16 protein-coding genes and 1 pseudogene are annotated in these 17,910 nt (G+C 73.6%); 9 read left to right on the plus strand and 8 right to left on the minus strand.

Annotated features, from left to right (window positions below; genetic code table 11):
• Positions 1-117 precede the first annotated feature (117 nt).
• Both V2J85_RS34850 and V2J85_RS34855 read right to left on the minus strand, forming a co-directional pair.
• Positions 118-1,287 (minus strand): flotillin family protein, encoded by a 1,170-nt coding sequence (locus tag V2J85_RS34850; protein ID WP_261956547.1) that lies wholly within the window; start codon positions 1,285-1,287, stop codon positions 118-120.
• Between the two features lie 10 nt (positions 1,288-1,297).
• Positions 1,298-1,549: a hypothetical protein gene (locus V2J85_RS34855; RefSeq protein WP_030417332.1), complete on the minus strand. Its 252-nt coding sequence runs from the start codon at positions 1,547-1,549 to the stop codon at positions 1,298-1,300.
• Positions 1,550-1,740: 191 nt separating this feature from the next.
• Here V2J85_RS34855 and V2J85_RS34860 point away from each other — a divergent pair, with 191 nt between their 5' ends.
• Positions 1,741-1,953: a DUF397 domain-containing protein gene (locus V2J85_RS34860; RefSeq protein ID WP_330823783.1), complete on the plus strand. Its 213-nt coding sequence runs from the start codon at positions 1,741-1,743 to the stop codon at positions 1,951-1,953.
• On the opposite strand, the gene V2J85_RS34865 is transcribed toward V2J85_RS34860, so the two are convergent.
• Positions 1,922-2,764 (minus strand): methyltransferase domain-containing protein, encoded by an 843-nt coding sequence (locus V2J85_RS34865; RefSeq protein ID WP_261956546.1) that lies wholly within the window; start codon positions 2,762-2,764, stop codon positions 1,922-1,924. The two genes, V2J85_RS34860 and V2J85_RS34865, sit on opposite strands and share 32 nt — an antisense overlap.
• Before the next feature lie 98 nt (positions 2,765-2,862).
• On the opposite strand from V2J85_RS34865, the pseudogene V2J85_RS34870 reads away from it, so the two are divergent.
• Positions 2,863-3,108: pseudogene (locus V2J85_RS34870) on the plus strand (GntR family transcriptional regulator); the annotation flags it as partial.
• 159 nt (positions 3,109-3,267) lie between these two features.
• Entirely contained in the window at positions 3,268-4,719 is a 1,452-nt protein-coding gene (locus tag V2J85_RS34875) for an aminotransferase-like domain-containing protein (protein ID WP_330823807.1), read from the plus strand.
• Positions 4,720-4,975: 256 nt separating this feature from the next.
• On the opposite strand, the gene V2J85_RS34880 is transcribed toward V2J85_RS34875, so the two are convergent.
• Entirely contained in the window at positions 4,976-5,437 is a 462-nt protein-coding gene (locus V2J85_RS34880; protein WP_330823784.1) for a nuclear transport factor 2 family protein, read from the minus strand.
• A 417-nt stretch (positions 5,438-5,854) separates the two neighbouring features.
• On the opposite strand from V2J85_RS34880, the gene V2J85_RS34885 reads away from it, so the two are divergent.
• A complete protein-coding gene (locus V2J85_RS34885; RefSeq protein WP_261957516.1) occupies positions 5,855-6,436 on the plus strand; it encodes a TetR/AcrR family transcriptional regulator in 582 nt (193 codons plus the stop codon).
• A gap of 27 nt (positions 6,437-6,463) precedes the next feature.
• Here the strand turns inward: V2J85_RS34885 and rocD are convergent, their stop codons facing one another.
• From rocD to V2J85_RS34900, 3 genes are all read right to left on the minus strand, one after another.
• Complete coding sequence (gene rocD / locus V2J85_RS34890; RefSeq protein ID WP_261956544.1) at positions 6,464-7,714, minus strand: ornithine--oxo-acid transaminase; 1,251 nt, start codon at positions 7,712-7,714, stop codon at positions 6,464-6,466.
• Positions 7,711-8,502 carry a dimethylargininase gene (ddaH, locus tag V2J85_RS34895; RefSeq protein ID WP_261957515.1) on the minus strand — a complete coding sequence of 264 codons (792 nt, stop codon included), beginning with the start codon at positions 8,500-8,502 and terminating at the stop codon, positions 7,711-7,713. Before ddaH ends, rocD begins: the two co-directional genes overlap by 4 nt.
• Before the next feature lie 256 nt (positions 8,503-8,758).
• Positions 8,759-9,247 (minus strand): Lrp/AsnC family transcriptional regulator, encoded by a 489-nt coding sequence (locus V2J85_RS34900; protein ID WP_261956543.1) that lies wholly within the window; start codon positions 9,245-9,247, stop codon positions 8,759-8,761.
• 277 nt (positions 9,248-9,524) lie between these two features.
• Here V2J85_RS34900 and V2J85_RS34905 point away from each other — a divergent pair, with 277 nt between their 5' ends.
• On the plus strand, positions 9,525-10,283 hold the full coding sequence (locus V2J85_RS34905; protein ID WP_330823785.1) for a GntR family transcriptional regulator: 759 nt from the start codon (positions 9,525-9,527) through the stop codon (positions 10,281-10,283).
• 46 nt (positions 10,284-10,329) lie between these two features.
• Positions 10,330-11,757 (plus strand): MFS transporter, encoded by a 1,428-nt coding sequence (locus V2J85_RS34910; RefSeq protein ID WP_330823786.1) that lies wholly within the window; start codon positions 10,330-10,332, stop codon positions 11,755-11,757.
• Positions 11,758-11,800: 43 nt separating this feature from the next.
• Here V2J85_RS34910 and V2J85_RS34915 read toward each other — a convergent pair whose 3' ends face one another.
• Complete coding sequence (locus V2J85_RS34915; RefSeq protein WP_419836863.1) at positions 11,801-13,252, minus strand: amidohydrolase family protein; 1,452 nt, start codon at positions 13,250-13,252, stop codon at positions 11,801-11,803.
• Between the two features lie 356 nt (positions 13,253-13,608).
• Between V2J85_RS34915 and V2J85_RS34920 the strand changes: the two genes are divergently transcribed.
• From V2J85_RS34920 to V2J85_RS34930, 3 genes are all read left to right on the plus strand, one after another.
• On the plus strand, positions 13,609-14,517 hold the full coding sequence (locus V2J85_RS34920) for an ATP-grasp domain-containing protein (protein WP_330823787.1): 909 nt from the start codon (positions 13,609-13,611) through the stop codon (positions 14,515-14,517).
• Positions 14,514-15,383 carry an ATP-grasp domain-containing protein gene (locus V2J85_RS34925; protein ID WP_261956539.1) on the plus strand — a complete coding sequence of 290 codons (870 nt, stop codon included), beginning with the start codon at positions 14,514-14,516 and terminating at the stop codon, positions 15,381-15,383. The genes V2J85_RS34920 and V2J85_RS34925 overlap by 4 nt, the downstream gene beginning before the upstream one ends.
• 161 nt (positions 15,384-15,544) lie before the next feature.
• Positions 15,545-17,791 carry a family 2 encapsulin nanocompartment cargo protein terpene cyclase gene (locus V2J85_RS34930; protein WP_330823788.1) on the plus strand — a complete coding sequence of 749 codons (2,247 nt, stop codon included), beginning with the start codon at positions 15,545-15,547 and terminating at the stop codon, positions 17,789-17,791.
• Positions 17,792-17,910 lie beyond the last annotated feature (119 nt).

The raw sequence follows: 17,910 nt of genomic DNA on the forward strand, positions 1-17,910 counted from the left end.
GGGGGTTGGGGGGGCGGCACGTGGGCCGGGGGAAGCCCCGGGCCCTGGTGAGGCCGGGCCCGGGGGTGGCCCCAGTGATGGCGCCGGGGGTGGCCCCGGGGGCCCCGAGGCGGAGGGCTATTCGATTTCTACCCGGCCGGAGGGGGCGGGGTTGGAGGGGGAATTAGGGGTGGAGGCCGAGGAGGACTTGGTGGGGGACTGGTTGTCGGGGGTGCCGAGGTTGCGGCGGACCGAGTCGAGGATGGTGAGGCCCTGGCCGACGAGGCCGGCGGCGATCTCGCCGAGGCCGTCGGTGCCGTTGAGGACGTTGACGTTGGCGTTCGACAGGCCCGCGGAGGCTTCCTTGACGATCTGGGGGAGCTGGTCGATGAGCATCCGGTCCAGGGCCACACGGTCGTACGAGGCGGCGGCCTCGGCCTGGATCTTCATGCGCTCGGCCTCGGCCATGGCCAGGAGCTTGATGCGCTCGGCCTCGGCCTCGGCGGGCTTGACGACCTCGGCGACCAGTTCCTGCTGGCGCAGCAGGGCACGACGTTCGGCGAGCTCGGTCTGGGCGGCGAGGACCTCTTGCTGCGCGTGGGCCTGGGCGAGCGGGCCGGCCTGCGCGGCGTGGGCCTGGGCGCGGTCCACCTCGGCGGAGTACTCGGCCTGGACGACCGCGGTCTGCCGGTTGTACTGGGCCTGATTACGGGCGGCCTCCTGCTGCGCCTCGACCGCGGCCTGGGTGGCCTGGGCCTGGGCGATCTGGGCCTGGCGCTGGATGGCGGCCTTGTGCGGGGCGGACATCGCCTCGATGTAGCCGGTGTCGCCGTCGTCGATGGACTGGATCTGCAGCGAGTCGACGATCAGGCCGATCTTGGCCATCTCGGTCTTGGACGTCTCCAGCACCTCGGTGGCCAGCTTCTGCCGCTCGGTGACGATCTCCTCGACCGTCATCGAACCGATGATGGAGCGCAGGTGACCGGCGAAGATCCGGCCGGTCAGGACCGACATCTGGTCCTGGTCCGACAGGAACCGCTGGCCGGCGTTGACCACGCTCTCGGTGTCGTTGCCCACCTTGAACGCGATCACGGCACGGACGGTGAGCGCGATGCCCTGCCGGGTCACACAGGTCTCGGCGACCTCTGCCTCGCACATCGCCAGGGTCAGGAAGCGCACCTTGCGGAACACCGGCAGCACGAACTTGCCGTGACCGGTCACCACCCGGAATGGCGCGCCGCCCTGTCCACGCCTGCCACCCGAGATCAGCATGGCTTGATCTGGGGCGGGAACGCGGTAACCGAACATCTTCGTCTCCTCAGCCGGCGTTGCCGGCGTCGCCGGTCAACGCGTCCAACGGATCGGTCCACTCCATGACGTCGACCTGGCGATTGCCACGGGACTCGATCACAAGCACGGTTGCCCCTACTGGAAGGGGCTCGGCGGACCAGGCGAGAAAGGCCTCGGAGCCACCCCTGACCCGCACCAGAACCTCACCGGGACCGGCAGCCCCGCGAGTGCCGATCAGGAGCACTCCCGTGCAGCCGATCACCGCGTCGTCCTGCACCATCGGCGGCTGCCCTCCCCCGTTACGTTCCTGGAATTCGACATTAGCGCCCTCGCACGCGGGGGCCTATGGGGGGATGTCGGTGAGTTGGAGTGTCGGCTCCGACCGCCTTTCGGATCTACCGCATCCGCCGGCCGGGCGGACGGGCCCGACGGGGTTCATCGCGGCGATCAAGGACGGGGAGGTGGGGCGGGGTGCCTGAGGCGAGCGGTTGGCGCAAGGCGTCGTACCGCGGTTCGTCCGAGGGAGGCTGCGTCGAGGTCCTCGACGGCCACCCTGCCGGCGTTCCCGTTCGGGATTCCGAGGTGAGGGGTGGGCCGGTTGTCGTGTTTCCCGTCGGAGCCCCGGGGGGGAGGGGGGAGTTCGCGGCGGCGGTCAGGGCTGGGGCTTGCGGGCCGTTGCCTTGAAGAAGGTGTAGTGGAAGGTGCCGTCGGGGTCGGTGGTGCGGCGGAGGTCGGTGATTCCGCGGTTCCAGGCGGCCGTGGTGGTGAGCCCGGCCGCCAGTGCCTCGTCGCGTACGGATTCGATCATGGCGATGAAGGTCTTGCGGGTGAAGCCGTCCACCAGGGTGGGGCGGGTCGCGTCGGCGTAGACGGTGCGGGGGCGCACGGTGATCGCGGCGTACCCCGCTCGCGCGAGCAGGGGGTGGAGTTCGCGGCCGATCAGGGCGTTGCCGCCGGCCGCGGACTGGAGGCGTACTTGGTGGTCGATCACCGTCTGCGCGTGGCGGCTGTCCGGGTGGAAGAGCGCCGAGCCGTGGTCGCCCTCGATGACGGTGAGGGTGCCGCCGGGCCGTAGGACGCGGCGCAGTTCGGCCAGCGCCTGCGCGGGGTCCTGGAGGTGTTCCAGGACGAAGCAGGTGAAGACGTGGTCGAAGGAGGCGCGAGGGAAGGGGAGTTGGCGCAGGTCGGCGTGGCGCCAGGTGACGGGGGCGGCGGGGGCCTGGGCCGTGACGTGGGCGCGGGCCTGGGCGAGTGACTCCTCGGAGTGGTCGACGGCGACGATCTGCGCGCCGGGGCTGCTCCGTACGAGGTGGACGGTCTGCGCGCCCACCCCGCAGCCGGCCTCCAGTACGCGGCTGCCGGGCTCGTATGCCGTACCGGCGTGCAGCAGGGCGGCGAGGGTGTCGGCCTGGTCGCCGAGGCGGCGGGTCTCCTGGGGTGAATAGCCGTGTACATAGGGGGAGTTGGTGGCCGGGGCGTGGTTCGTGGTGGGCATGGGGACAGCGTCGCGCGGATAATGGATCGGTGAACAGGTCCAAAGGCGGGGTGGCTGAGGGGTCCATAAGGGCGGCGGGGACCTCCGATTTTCTTCAGCTGGACATCGGGGAGGCGCCGGCCGGGGGACGGGCCGACTGGCTGGCGCGACGGCTGCGGGAAGCGATCGCGGACGGTCGGCTGCCGGTCGGGAGCAGGCTGCCGGCGACCCGGGTGCTCGCCGCTGACCTGGGGGTTTCGCGGGGCGTGGTGACCGAGGCGTACCGGCGCCTGGGGGAGGACGGGCAACTGGCGGGGCGGGGGAGGGGCGGGACGGTGGTCGTGGCGGCGCCGGTGGCCGGGCCTGGGGTCCGTGCTTCGGGTGGCGCGGTGGCCGGGCCTGGGGTTGGCGCTTCGGGTGGCGTGGTGGCCGGGCCTGGGGCCCGTTCTTCAGGCAGCCGGGTGACCCAACGTCGGGTGGGCGGGCCTTCGGTCGGCTCGGTGGTCACTTCTACGGCCGATCCGGTGGCCGATCCGGTGGGCGAACCGGCGGGTGAGGCGGCGGGCGGGGCGGGCTCGCCGGAGCCGTTCGCTTCCTGGGCAGGGTCGGGCTTCGGGTCGGGGGTTGGGACGGGCTTCGGGACGGGGGCTGGGTCGGGCTTCGGAGCGGATATCGGGCCCGACGTTTTCGATGTGCTGCGGGCGGCGCCGGCGCGGATCGATCTGTCGCCGGGCGTACCGGATCTCGCCGCGTTTCCGCGGGCCGCCTGGCTGCGGGCCGAGCGGGAGGTGCTCGCCGGGTTGCCGGCCGCCGGCTTCGGCTACGGGGATCCGCGGGGCGCGCTCGCGCTGCGGCGAGCGGTCGCCGGCTGGCTGGCGCGCTACCGGGGGATCGCGGTGGATCCGGAGGAGGTGATCATCACCGCGGGTACGGCGCAGGCGCTCGGGCTGGTCGCGCAGGTGCTGCGGGGCGCGGGAATCCGGGAGATCGCGGTGGAGGATCCGGGGTCGCTGGGGGCGCGGCAGCATCTGCGGTACTGGGGCGTGGCGACGCCGCCGGTGGGGGTGGACGAGGAGGGGGTGCGGGTCGAGGAACTGCGGGCGAGCGGGGCGCGGGCGGTGCTGCTCACGCCGGCGCACCAGTTCCCCACCGGCGTGGTGCTGGGCGGTGCGCGGCGGCGGGAGCTGATGCGCTGGGCGGCGGAGGCCGGCGGGCTGATCATCGAGGACGACTACGACGCCGAGCACCGCTACGACCGCCCCCCGGTGGCCGCGTTGCGCTCGCTCCTTCCCGAGCAGGTCTGTTACGCGGGCAGCGTGTCCAAGCTGCTCGCGCCCGCGCTGCGGGTGGGCTGGCTGCTGGCGCCGCCGGCGTACCGGGAGGCACTGGTCGACGCCCGGCGGTTCGCGGACCTCGGCAATGCGGTGCTGCCGCAGCTGGTGCTGGCGCGGCTGATGGAGACGGGTGAACTGGAGCGCCGGCTGCGGTGGGTGCGGCGGCGCCACCGCCAGCGCCGGGACGCCATGATCGCCGCGGTCCGGCGCCATCTGCCCGGCGCGACCGTGCACGGCGCGGCGGCGGGGCTCCACCTGACGCTGACGTTCGGGGTGCGCGACCTTCGGCCGTTCGGGGCGCACGACCTTCGGGGCTCCGTCGACTCGGCTCGTGTGGTCGACGTGGAGTGGGCGGCGGCCGCGCTTGAGCGGGGCGTCAAGGTGCAGCCGCTGTCCTGGCACCGGCAGCGGGCGGGGGCGCCGGGGCTGGTGCTCGGCTATGCGGCGCGGACGGCGGGGGAGATCGCGGAGGGGGTGGCTGGGCTGGGGGGGGGGGGGGGGGGGGGGGGGGGGGGGGGGGGGGGGGGGGGGGGGGGGGGGGGGGGGGGGGGGGGGGGGGGGGGGGGGGGGGGGGGGGGGGGGGGGGGGGGGGGGGGGGGGCCGCGGGGGGCGGACGCCATGACGCGGAGGGCGGGCGTCTGATCGCGCTCCCTGCCTGGCCTGTCTCACCGTCTGTCTCACGCCTGCCTCTGCTGCGTCTGCCTCACTTGCCTCACTGCCTGTCTCTGCTGCGCCTGTCTCTGCTGCGTCTGCCTTACTGCCTGCCGCTGCTGCCTCCTCTTATCCGGCAACGATTACGTAGCGTGATTAGTTCCAGCCTGAGAGTAGCAGAGAGTTAGGGGGGTGAGGGGGCGTGGGGTGAGGGGGTGTGGGGTGTGGAGTGGGGTGTGGAGTGGGGTCAGGCGAAGGGGAGAGGGTGGCCCTTTTCGTGGTCGGGGCGGGGGCCGAAGATGCGGCGGGCGGACTGCTGGATGGGGACGTCGTGGATGCCGGCTTCTCGGCGGCGCATCAGGCCGTACTCGTCGAACTCCCACAGCTCGTTGCCGTAGCTGCGCCACCACTGGCCGTCGGTGTCATGGCTCTCGTATTGGAAACGGACCGCGATGCGGTTGCCGTGGAACGACCAGAGTTCCTTGCGCAGCGCGTAGTCCAGTTCACGGGCCCACTTCTGGCGGAGGAAGGCGACGATCTCGTCGCGGCCGCGGAGGAAGGTGTCGCGGTTCCGCCAGATCGAGTCCTCGGTGTAGGCGAGGGCCACTCGTTCCGGCTCGCGGGTGTTCCAGGCGTCCTCGGCGGCCTGGACCTTCTGCAGGGCGCTCTGCTCGTCGAACGGGGGGAAGGGCGGGCGTGGTGATGTCATGGCGCATTCCTCTCGGAGAGGGGGTGGCGGGGTGGGGGTGGGTAGGCGGGTTCGAGTGAGGAGAACGAGCGTTCTCTGGTGGTGTGTGGGTTAGTGTAGAGAACGATCGTTCTCTACGCCAGGGGGCTCCCCGATCGGCCCCGCCCCTGCCTCCCCCGCCTCCCGGCCGGCTTCCGGTCGGCCCGACCAGCCCGGACGTGCCCCATGCGCCAGGAAGAAGCCCGTACGGCACACGACGAGAGCCCCAGGGCTCACGCCGAGACCCCCACGGCTCACGACGAGACCCCCACGGCTCACGACAAGGCCCCCACGGCTCACGGCAAGACCCCCACGGCCCTCGGCGCGGCCCCCGCGGCTCACGGCGCGGCCCCTGCGGGGCGTGACAGGGCCCGTACGGCTCATGGCGACGAAGTCCGGGTGCGGATACTCGATGCCGCGGAGGGGCTGTTCTACGGGCGCGGGATTCAGGCCGTGGGGATGGATGAGCTGCGGGCCGCCGCGGGGGTTTCGCTGAAGCGGCTCTACCAGTGCTTTCCGGCCAAGCGGGATCTTGTCGAGGCGTATCTGCTGCGGCGGGACGCGCGGTGGCGGGCGGCGCTCGCGGAGTACGTGGACGCGCGCGGCGGGGGGCCGGAGGGGCGGGTGCCGGCGGTCTTCGACTGGCTGGCGGAGTGGTTCGCGGAGCCGGACTTCCGGGGGTGTGCCTTCCTCAACTCGTTCGGGGAGCTGGGGGCCACGTCGGAGGAGGTCGCGCGGGCCGCGCGGGAGCACAAGCGGGCGCTGGTGAGCTACCTGGACGGGCTCGTGAGTGACCTGCCGGGTGAGCTTCCGGTGCGGCAACGCGCCTTGCTCGCCGGCCAGTTGGCGCTGCTCGTCGACGGGGCGATCAGTGCGGCCGCCGTCGCGGGGGAGGCGGGGGCGGCCCGGCAGGCGCGGGCCGCCGCCGAGGTGCTGCTGGCGGCGGCCCGGTCGGACGGCGCGGAGCCGGCGGCTTCGTAGCGACAGCCGACGGCCCCGTAACGGCCCCTAGGCCAAGGCCCGTTCCAGGCTCGTCAGGGCCGATGCCAGTTCCTCCGACGTGATGGTCAGGGGCGGGGCGAGGCGGATGGTGGAGCCGTGGGTGTCCTTGACCAGGATGCCTTCCGCCAGGAGGCGTTCGCTGATCTCGCGGCCGGTGCCGAGGGCCGGGTCGATGTCCACGCCGGCCCACAGGCCGCGGGCGCGGAAGCCGGTGACGCCCTTGCCGGTGAGGGCGGCCAGGCCGGTGCGCAGCTGTTCGCCGAGTTCGGCGGCGCGGCGCTGGAACTCGCCGGTGGCGAGCAGCTCGATGACGGCCGAACCGACCGCGGCCGCGAGCGGGTTGCCGCCGAAGGTCGAGCCGTGCTGGCCGGGGCCCAGGACGCCGAGGACCTCGCGGCGGGCGACGACCGCGGAGACCGGGACGATGCCGCCGCCGAGTGCCTTGCCGAGGAGGAGGACGTCGGGGACGACGGATTCGTGCTCGACGGCGAGGGTGGTGCCGGTGCGGCCGAGGCCGGACTGGATCTCGTCGGCGATGAAGAGGCAGCCGGCCCGCCGGGTCAGTTCGCGGACGCCGGTCAGATAGCCCTGGTCGGGGATGATGACGCCGGCCTCGCCCTGGATGGGCTCGATGAGGACGGCGGCCGTGGTGTCGTCGACGGCGGCTTCGAGGGCGGCGAGGTCGTTGTACGGGACGGTGCGGAAGCCCGGGGCGAAGGGGCCGAAGCCGGTGCGGGCGGTGGTGTCGTCGGAGAAGCCGACGATGGTGGTGGTGCGGCCGTGGAAGTTGCCGTCGGCCACCACGATCGTCGCGCGGTCGGCCGGGACGCCCTTGACGTCGTAGGCCCATTTGCGGGCGACCTTGATGCCGCTCTCCACCGCCTCGGCGCCGGTGTTCATCGGCAGGACCATGTCCAGGCCGGTGAGCTCGGCGAGGGCCTCGGCGAAGCCGGCGAGGCGGTCGTTGTGGAAGGCGCGGGAGGTGAGGGTGAGCTGGTCGAGCTGGCGGTGGGCGGCCTCGATGAGGGCCGGGTGCCGGTGGCCGAAATTCAGTGCCGAGTAGCCGGCGAGCATGTCGAGGTAGCGGCGGCCCTCGACGTCCTCGACCCAGACGCCCTCGGCGCGCGCCACGACTACGGGCAGCGGGTGGTAGTTGTGGGCCAGGACCGGGCCCTCGGCCCGGATCAGCTCGGCGGACGAACGGGGCGCGCCGACGGGGGCGGTGGGGGCCGGGGCGGTGCGGACGGGTGCGGTCATGAGCGGATCTCCTGGGTGCAGCACTTGATGCCGCCGCCGGCCTTGTGGAACTCCGAGAGGTCGACGGGGACGGGGACGTAGCCGCGCGCGGCGAGCTGGTCGATCAGGGCGGTGGCCGGCGGCGCGACGAAGACGTGTCGGCCGTCGGAGACGGAGTTGAGGCCGAACGCCATGGCGTCGTCCCGGGTGGCGAGCACGGCCCCGGGGAAGAGCCGGCGCAGCACCTCGCGGCTGCCGGACGAGAAGGCGCCCGGGTAGTAGGCGATCTCCGCGTCGCCGGTGCCGGGGTCCTCGGACAGGACGAAGAGCGCGGTGTCGAGGTGGTAGAAGTACGGGTCGACCAGCTGCAGGCCGATGGTCGGGACGCCGAAGTGCTCCTGCACCTCGTCGTGGGCCGCGCGGGAGGTGCGGAAGCCGGTGCCGGCGAGGACGTAGCGGCCGGCCGGGACGAGGTCGCCCTCGCCCTCGCACAGGGCCTCCGGGCGGTACACGTCGTAGCCGGCGGCCTTGAACCAGGTCTCGTACTCGGTGGACTCGGGGCGGCGCTGCGGGGCGTGGAACCGCGAGCCGAAGACCCGGCCGTTCACGACGAGCGCGGAGTTCGCCGCGAACACCATGTCGGGCAGGCCGGGGACCGGCGGGACGGTCTCGACGGTGTGGCCGTGTGCGCGGTAGGCGTCGGCCAGGGCCTCCCACTGGCGGGCGGCCAGGGCGGTGTCGACCGGTGTGCCCTCGCGCATCCAGGGGTTGATGGCGTAGCGCACGTCGAAGTGGCGGGGCTCGCACATCAGGTACCGGCGGGGGCGCGCCACGCGGGCGGCTGCCGGGACGGGGCTGTTCGCACTGCTCGGGGTGCTCGTCGCACTACTCGTCGGCACAGAAGTATCCCTTCCTCTCCGGTGAGGCAGGTGGGTGACGGCGATCGATGGGTCATGACGCAGTGTCACTGATCGTCACCCGGGCCTTACCACGGTAAGGAGGGGTGGATTCCGGCCACAAGCAACAAATGCTGCGCATGTAGGCAGGAATCCTGCGTGGTTTCGCTCAGATGCGCTTGTTTGCTGCTTGGGCGCCGGCTTCCGGGCTGTCCGGGAGGAGGTGGGAGAGGACCATGTAGCTGATCGTCTTCCGGATGAACGGTTCGGTCCGGATCCGCTCCAGGACCTCCTCGAAGTGCTCGACGTCCGTGGCCCGCACGTGCAGCAGGGCGTCGGCGCCGCCGGTGACGGTCATCGCGGCCGCGATCTCCGGGTGGTTGCGGACGACCTCGGCCAGCCGGCGGGGCGGCGCGGCGCTGTCGCAGTACACCTCGACGTACGCCTCGGTCAGCCAGCCCAGGGCGGCGGGGCGGACGGTGGCGGAGAACCCGGTGATCACGTTGTGCTCGCGCAGCCGGTCCACCCGGCGTTTGACCGCGGTGGACGACAGCCCGATGGCCGTCCCGATCTCCGCGAAGCTCGCCCGGCCGTTGTCGAGCAGCGCCGCGATGATCTTCCGGTCGAGGTCGTCGAAGGGCACGGCCTTGTGGGTCACGGCTGGACCTCCCTGTCCTTACCAGTCCTGCGTGAGCACGTGATCGCCTCAGTGTGCGTGATCGCCGCGGGTGCGTGTGAGCGCGTGATCGCCGAACGGTGTGCGCGGTGTGCGCGATCGCCTCACGGTAGCGGTCCGCCGGCGCCGGGCGGTGGCGCAGCCCCGGGGCCGTCCCGCAAACCGGCAGTTCAGGAATCTGTGCAGGTCAGATGGGGTGGCGTAACCTCGCGGCAACAGCGGTCCCCTAGCGTCGCGGGCGTAGGGAGGAGGGATGCGGATGGCGGCGGAACAGGGGCGGCGGGCGGATCAGGCGCGCCGGGTGGCGCATGTGCTGCGGGGCCAGGTGCTGCGCGGGGCGTTCCCGGACGGGGTGCTGCCGGACGAGCGGGCGCTGGTGGCCGAGTTCGGTACGTCGCGGAACACCGTGCGGGAGGCGCTGGGGCTGCTGCGGGACGAGGGGCTGGTGGAGCGGCGCCGGGGAGTCGGCACCGTGGTGGCGGGGCGGACGTACCAGCATCCCCTGGGGGAGCTGTCCGGGCTGGCGGAGGTGCTGCAGCGGCACGGCGTGGTCGTCAACGAGGTGCGGGAGGCGCGGAGCGTGCGGCCGCCGCTGGCGGTGGCCCGGCGGCTGGGGCTGGCGGAGGGGGCGGCGGCGGTCTATCTGGAGCGGCTGCGGCGGGTGGACGGGGCGCCGTTGTCGCTGGACTGCACGTATCTGATTCCGGAGGTCGGGGAGCCGCTGCTGGCGCGGGGGCGGGCGACGCTGGAGCGGCAGGACGTCTTCGATCTGATCGAGCGGGTGGCGGGGGCGCCGCTGGGCCGGGCGGAGGTGTCGGTGCGGGCGGTGGTGGCGGATCCGGCGACGTGTGAGGTGCTGGCGATGCCGGAGGGCGGGGCGGTGCTCGCGGTGGAGCGGCTGACCCGGCTCGCCGACGGGCGGCCGGCCGATCTGGAGTTCATCCATCTGCGCGGGGACCGGTTGACGCTGCAGGCCACGCTGGACCGGGCGCGGGACGTCAACTCCGTTGTGGAGTGAGCGGGTTGGGGCCGCGCCGGGGCGGCGTGGTGCGCTGACGGTCGCGATGTGCCTGTGCGTCACGCTGGTGGTGGGCATGGTGTCCGCGGTCAATCTGGCGCTGCCGGACCTGTCGGCGAGTGCGCTGCGTCCGTCGGCGCAGGCGGTGGTCTGGGTCGTGGACGGCTATGTCGTGGTCTTCGCCTGTCTGCTGGTGCCGGCGGGGGCGCTCGCCGACCGGTGGGGGCGCAAGGGGACGCTGCTGTGCGGGCTGGGGGTGTTCGCGCTCGGCGCGGTGGTCTGTGCGGTGGCGGCACGGGTGGGGTGGGTGATCGCCGGGCGGATGCTCAGCGGGGTGGGCGCCGCGGCCGTGTTGCCGACGACGCTGGCGCTGCTGGTGGAGGGGCGCGAGGACCGGGCGCGGCGCAGGGCGATCGCGGTGTGGGCGTCGATGACGGGGCTCGCCGCCGTGTTGGGGAACGTCGGGGGCGGGGCGGCCATCGAGTTCGGGAGCTGGCGGACGCTGTTCCGCTGTGTGGTGCCGCTGGCGCTCGGTGCGTTGCTGCTGGTCGCCGCGGTCGCCCCGGCCGGGGTGGCCGGCGGCCGGCCGCATCCGGTCCCGGCGGGCGGCAGTGCCCTGTTCACCGGGGGCTTCCTGGCGCTGCTCTACGGGATCGTCAGCGGGCCGGGGGAGGGCTGGGGGAGTCCGGTGGTGCTGGGGGCGTTCGGCGCGGCGGGGCCGCTGCTGGCCGGCTGGGCGCGGAGTGAACTCCGTTCGGTGCGGCCGTTGTTGGATCCGCGGTTGTTCGCGCGGCCGGCCGTGCGGGCCGGGGCGGTGGGCATGGCGGCGCTGTTCACCGGCATGTTCGGCCTGTTCTACCTCAACGGCCAGTATTTGCAGTACGCGAAGGGGTACGGGCCGTTCGGCGCGGGGCTGCGGCTGCTGCCGATGGCCGGGGCGCTGCTGGCCGGGCCGCGCTGCGGGCTGCTGCTGGAGCGGGCGGTCGGGCGGCGGGGCGCGGTGGTGGTGGGCATGCTGGTGCTGGCCGGCGGGCTGTGCACGGTGTCCGCGGCCGACGCCCGCACCCCGTATCCGCGCTATGCGCTGGGTGCCGGGCTGACGGCGCTGGGCTGCGGGATCGCCACGCCGCTGCTGTCGCACGCCATGATGGCCGCGCTGCCGCCGGAGCGGGCCGGGACCGGGTCCGGACTGCAGAGCCTGAGCCGGGAGTTGGGCAGCGCGGTGGGCATCGCGGTGACCGGCACGGTGACCACCGCGGTCTTCACCGCCCGGCTGCCCGCGGCGCTGGCCGGGCCGGGCGCTCCGACGACGGTCGCGGCGGCCGAGGCCCGTACGTCCGACCCGGGGGTGCGGGACGCGGTCGTCACGGCGTTCACGGACGGTCTGCACAGCGCGACGCTGATCCTCGCCGCCGCGCTGGCGGTGACGGCGGTGCCGGTGGCGTGCTGGATGCCCGGGGAGCGGGGGCGGTGAGGCCGGGCGGGCGCGGGGCCGAAGGGTCCCGCGCCCGTCGCCGTCAGGACTCGTAGACCGGCTCCACCCGTTGGAGCCCCGCCCGTTCGACGACCTGGGGGCCGAGTTTCGCGGCGCGGGCGATCAGGGCCTGGGCGTCCCAGTCGGTGGGCCGGCCGTGCCACAGGCGGAGCCGGCCGGCCACGACGACGGCGGCGATCTGGTCGCGGTTCGCGAGCCGGACGAGTTCCCAGCGCAGGTCGTAGGAGGGGGTGAGTTCGGGGACGTCGAGGTCCACGACGAGGTAGTCGGCGGCCTTGCCGGCGGCGATCTCGCCGGTGACCTTGCCGAGGCCGACGGCGTCGGCGCTGTGGGTGGTGGCGTGGTCCAGCCACATCCGGCCGGCGCCGCAGACCGAGTCGCCGGAGCCCAGCCCGTACGCGAGGCGCTGGGCGGTCTCGCCGGCGTCGATCAGGCGGAAGCCGTCGCCGCGGGTGCCGTCGGTGCCCATGCCGAAGCGGACGCCCAGGGCGGCCAGCATGGTGGCGTGGGCGACGCCGTTGCCCTTCCAGGCGCTGGCCACCGGGTTGTAGCTGATGGCCGCGCCGGAGTCGGCGAGCAGCCGCATCTCGGTGGGCGTGAGGAGGGTGGCGTGGGCGCCGAGGGTGTGCGGGCCCAGGGCGCCGATGTGGTGGAGATATTCGACGGGGCGCCGGCCGACGCTCTTCAACGAGCGTTCCACGGAGGCGAGGTGCTCGTTGACGTGGATCTGGAGGACGGCGCCGGCCTCGGTGCACAGGGCGGCGGTCCTCTTGAGGGTCCCGGCGGGGGCGTCCTCGGGGACCGCGATGGCCAGGGAGGGGTGGACAAGGGGGTGGCCGTCCCACCGCTCCAGGTGGGCGGGGCCGCCGGTGCCGTCGGAGACGATCTTGGACAGCACGCAGCGGATGCCGGCTTCCTCGGTGCCCTTGGCGATCGCCGCGACGTCGACGGGGGCGCGGGTGCCGGCGTCGGCGACGGTGGTGAAGCCGCCGCGCAGCGCCTCCAGGGCGGCGAGTTTCGCGGAGACGTAGGCGCTCTCCTCGTCGAGGGCGTGCTCCAGGGGCTCCCAGACGGTCTTGAAGATCTCCGAGGGCTGGCCGAAGGACTGGGCCTTGCCGAAGCTCTGGGTCAGGTGGTGGTGCGCGTCCACGAAGCCGGGCATCAGCAAGTGGCCGTCCAGGCGGACCGGTTCGAGGTCGCGGTGGGCGGCGATGAGCGCTTCGGCCGGCCCGACGGCGCGGAACGTCCCGCCGGAGACGAGGACCGCGCGGTCGCGCACCGGGCCCTCGGGCAGGAGCAGCAGCTCGGGCACGAGCAGCTGCCGGTGGCCGTGGAAGTCCTCGGGCCGCGGCCCGTGGTGGGGTGCGGCGGCCGAGGCCGGGCTCGTACCGCCGAGTCCCGATGCGCCGATGAGTCCGCCCATGCCGGCCAGGAATCCCCGCCGGCCGAATCCGCTGTGCTGTTCGTTCGCCAACCCGCTCGCCTGCTTCCCGTACTCCGGTACGTGGTGCGTACCGTTCGCCGATCCGTCCCCGGGGTGGCCCGACCCTAGGACCGGGCCAGAAGCGGAACAAGGGTTCCGGCATACGGGATTTACGAGGTGGGGCGGGGGGTGGCGCTGGGCCGGGCGGTGGCGGTGGCGCGCCTGGTCAGGAGGGGCGGACCGGGCGGGGAGGGTGGCGTAACCTCGCCGAAACATGGGGCGGGCGGGGATCCGTAGCGGCGTACGGGCCCTCACGGTCCCTGCCGGGCCCCGCGTGGGATCCTGGTGCGTCATGGATCTGCCGGGCGGACGGTGGACGGACGCGCGGCGATGACGAGGATGCCCCGATGAGACTCTGCTTCCTGGTGGAGGAGCAGTACCGCCACGACGGCATGCCCCGGGACGTGATCCGCCAACTCGGCGCCTGGGGCCATCAGGTGGACGTCATGTGGCCGGGCCGCTCGTTGATCCCGATATCCGAGTCGGTGCGGGCCGGCAGCCATGACGCCTGGGTCCTCAAGACCGTCTCGGGCGGGCCGGGGCTGACCCTGCTGGAGGCCGCCGCCGCGGTCGGGCTGACCACGGTCAACGACGCCCGGGCGATCCGCGGCGTCCGGGACAAGGCGCTGGCCGCGGTGATCGCCCGCACCCACGGCCTGCCGGTGCCGGTGACCTACGCGGCGGCCCGGGCCGAGGAGTTCGCGGAGCTGCCCCCCAGCGCGTTCCCGCTGGTGGTGAAGCCCGCGGACGGCAGCTCGGGGCGCGCGGTGCGGCTGGTCGAGAGCCCCGGCCGGCTGACCGGACCGGACGCGCCGGAGCAGGCCGGCGGGCTGCTGATCGCCCAGCCGTACGTCCCCAACTCCGGTACCGATCTGAAGGTCTACTGCGTCGCCGGTGAGCTGTACGCCACCGAGCGGTGCTCGCCGCTGCACCCCGGGCACGACGTACCGGAGCGCCAGGTGCCGCTCACCGCCGAGGTCGCCGGGATCGCGGCGGAGATCGGCGCGGTCTTCGGGCTCGACCTCTACGGCGTGGACGTGCTGCTCGGCCCGGACGGGCCGGTGGTCGTCGACATCAACGACTTCCCGAGCTTCCGTCAGGTGCCGGACGCGGTGGCCCGGGTGTCGGCGGCGGTGCTGCGGCTCGCCGGCGGGGGCGGCGGGAACGGCACGGGCCGCGGCCTGCCGGTGCCGGCCGCCGCGGCGCCGCCCGCGCCGGAGACCGTCCCGCTGGCGGCGATCGGCGGCGACCGGTGAGGATCGGCCTGATCACGGCCGATCCGGCGCACCCGGTGCTGGCCGCGGCCACCGGTGTGCTGACCGGGGACGGCCACCGGGTCGAGCACCTGGACCCGGACGGCGAGGCGCCCGGCCCGGACCGCGGCGCGCTCGCCGACGTGTACCTCCTCAAGGCACGGACGCCGCGGGCGCTGGCGCTGGCCGCGCGCCTGGAGTCGTACGGCGTCCCGGTGCTCAACTCCGCCGCGGCGACGGCGCGTTGCCAGGACCGGGTGGCGATGGCGGAGCTGGCGCGGACGGCGGGGCTGCCGTTCGCCGCGACCCGGCCGGTGGACGCGATCGAGGAACTGGCGGCGGCCGGGGAGCCGGCCGGGCCGCTGGTGGTCAAGAGCCGGTACAGCCGGCGCGGCGACCTGGTGGCCCGTGCCGACACCGCCGCCGAGCTGCGGGAACTGGCGGCCGCCTGGCCCGAGGAGCCGGTGGTGGTCCAGGAGTTCACCGCGAACAGCGGCTGGGACCACAAGCTGTGGGTGGTCGACGGGCGGCTCTTCGCCGGGCTGCGCCGCTCGGAGCTGGCACCGGACGGGCGCGGGCCGACCCGGCCGCTGCCGCCCGGTGACCTGCCCGCGGGCTGGGCCGAGCTCGCGCTGCGCACCGGCGGGGTCTTCGGCCTGGCGGTCTACGGCGTGGACGTGCTGCTCGGCCCGGACGGCCCGGTGGTCGTCGACGTCAACGCCTTCCCCGGCATACGGGGGCAGGCGGGCGCGCCGGAGGCACTGGCGGAACTCGCCCTGCGCACCGCCCGCACCGCTCTCCCCGCCCGTACCGCCTGTGCCACCCCCACGACCGGGGAAACGAACACGCGGCGTCGGAAAAGCGTCTGAAGTGATCATTGGTGCGGGGTCGAACGGGCAGAAAGCGGCGGTCGTGGAGGCTCGTCCTCCGCAACGTCTAACGCGCCGGACCCCGGGGTAGCGCTGGCTCCGTTGAGGGGGCGTGGTTCGGCGCGCCTTCCTTCCGCACGTATGGGGAGAGGCCAGCAACGGTGACACAGCCATTTGAATTGCCCCACTTCTACACGCCCCACCCGGCGCGGCTGAACCCGCACCTGGAGGCGGCGCGCACACACTCCCGCCGGTGGGCCCGCGAGATGGGGATGCTGGAGGGCTCGGGCATCTGGGAGCAGCGGGACCTCGACGCCCACGACTACGCCCTGCTGTGCGCGTACACCCACCCCGACTGCGACGCGGACGCGCTCTCGCTGGTGACGGACTGGTACGTCTGGGTCTTCTTCTTCGACGACCACTTCCTGGAGACGTTCAAGCGCACCCTGGACCGGGAGGGCGGCAAGCAGTACCTCGACCGGCTGCCCGCCTTCATGCCGATGGACGACGCCACGCCCGTACCGGAGCCGACCAACCCGGTCGAGGCGGGCCTCGCCGACCTGTGGGCCCGCACCGTGCCGCACATGTCGCGGGACTGGCGCCGGCGGTTCGCCGAGAGCACAGAGCACCTGCTGAACGAGTCCCTCTGGGAACTGTCCAACATCAACATCAACCGGGTGCCCAACCCCGTCGAGTACATCGAGATGCGCCGCAAGGTCGGCGGCGCGCCCTGGTCCGCGGGCCTGGTCGAGTACGCGGCCGGCGCCGAGGTCCCGGCCGCGGTCGCCGCCTCCCGGCCGCTGCGGGTGCTGCGCGACGCCTTCTCCGACGGCGTCCACCTGCGCAACGACCTCTTCTCCTACCAGCGGGAGACCGAGGACGAGGGCGAGCTGAGCAACGGTGTCCTGGTGCTGGAGACCTTCCTGGGCTGCACCACCCAGGAGGCCGCGGACGCGGTCAACGACCTGATCACCTCCCGGCTCCAGCAGTTCGAGAACACCGTGGTCACGGAACTCCCCGCGCTGTTCCTGGAGACCGGCCTGGACGCCGGGTCCTGCGCGGACGTGCTGGCGTACGCCAAGGGGCTGCAGGACTGGCAGTCCGGCGGCCACGAGTGGCACCTGCGCTCCAGCCGGTACATGAACGGCGGCGGAGCGGCGGCGGCCGGATCCGCGCAGCCCTGGTCGCCGTTCGCCGCCGCCGGTCTGGGCACCTCGGCGGCGGACCTGAGGACGGCGCTGAGCACCGCCGGCGCGCTCCGCTTCCGCAGCCACACCCACGTGCCCCACCAGAAGGTCGGCCCGTCCCGGATCCCCGACATCACCATGCCGTTCGCCCTCAGCCTGAGCCCGCACCTGGACGGCGCCCGCCGCCGGGTCATCGACTGGGCGCACCGGATGGGCATGCTGCGGCCGCAGCCCGGGGTGCCGCTCTCCGACGTCTGGGACGAGCCCGCGATGGCACGCCACGACCTGGCGCTGTGCGCGGCCGGCATCCATCCGGACGCCACCCCGGACGAACTCGACCTCGGCTCCCAGTGGCTGGCCTGGGGCACCTACGCCGACGACTACTACCCGCAGGTCTTCGGCCGGACCCGGGACATCGCCGCGGCCAAGGTCTGCACCGAACGGCTGTCGGCGTTCATGCCGCTCGACGCCGCCGCGCCCGTCCCGGAGCCGGTCAACGCCCTCGAACGGGGACTTGCGGACCTGTGGCCCCGCACGGTGGCGGCGATGGCGCCACCGGCGCGCCGGGACTTCCGGCAGGCCGTCGACGTCATGACGGCCAGCTGGCTCTGGGAGATCGACAACCAGATCCAGAACCGCATCCCCGACCCGGTCGACTACATCGAGATGCGGCGGGCGACCTTCGGGTCCGACCTCACCATGTCCCTGTGCCGGATCGGCCACGGCCGCCGGGTGCCGCCCGAGGTCTACCGCACCGGCACCGTGCGCGCGCTGGAGAACTCCGCCGCCGACTTCGCCTGCCTGATGAACGACGTCTTCTCGTACCAGAAGGAGATCGAGTACGAGGGCGAGGTGCACAACGGCGTCCTCGTCGTCCAGAACTTCTTCCAGTGCGACTACCCGAGCGCGCTGGCCATCGTGGGCGACCTCATGACCTCGCGCATCGAGGAGTTCCAGCACATCGCCGCCAAGGAACTCCCGGTCGTCCACGACGACTTCGGGCTGTCCGCCGAGGCCCGTGAGGTGCTCGACGGCTACGTCCACGAGCTGGAGAACTGGATGGCCGGCATCCTCAACTGGCACCGCGGCTGCCGCCGCTACCTCGCGTCCGAACTCCGCCACCCGATGGGCGCGCCGGGCTGGCCGGGCGTCCCGGAGGGCCTCGGCACCTCGGCGTTCCGGCCCGTGCGGCGGCCGGTGCCGAGCGTCGGACAGCCGTAGCGGGGCGGGCCCGTGGGACCGCGGACCACGGGCCCGCGCCATGCCCCCGTGCCCCTGCTGTGCGCACTACCGCGTCAGGTGCCTCGGACCTATGGTTCATGACCCCGTGGGACGCGGGG

The sequence above is a fragment of the Streptomyces bugieae genome (assembly GCF_036352915.1).
GTDB lineage: Bacteria > Actinomycetota > Actinomycetes > Streptomycetales > Streptomycetaceae > Streptomyces > Streptomyces endophytica.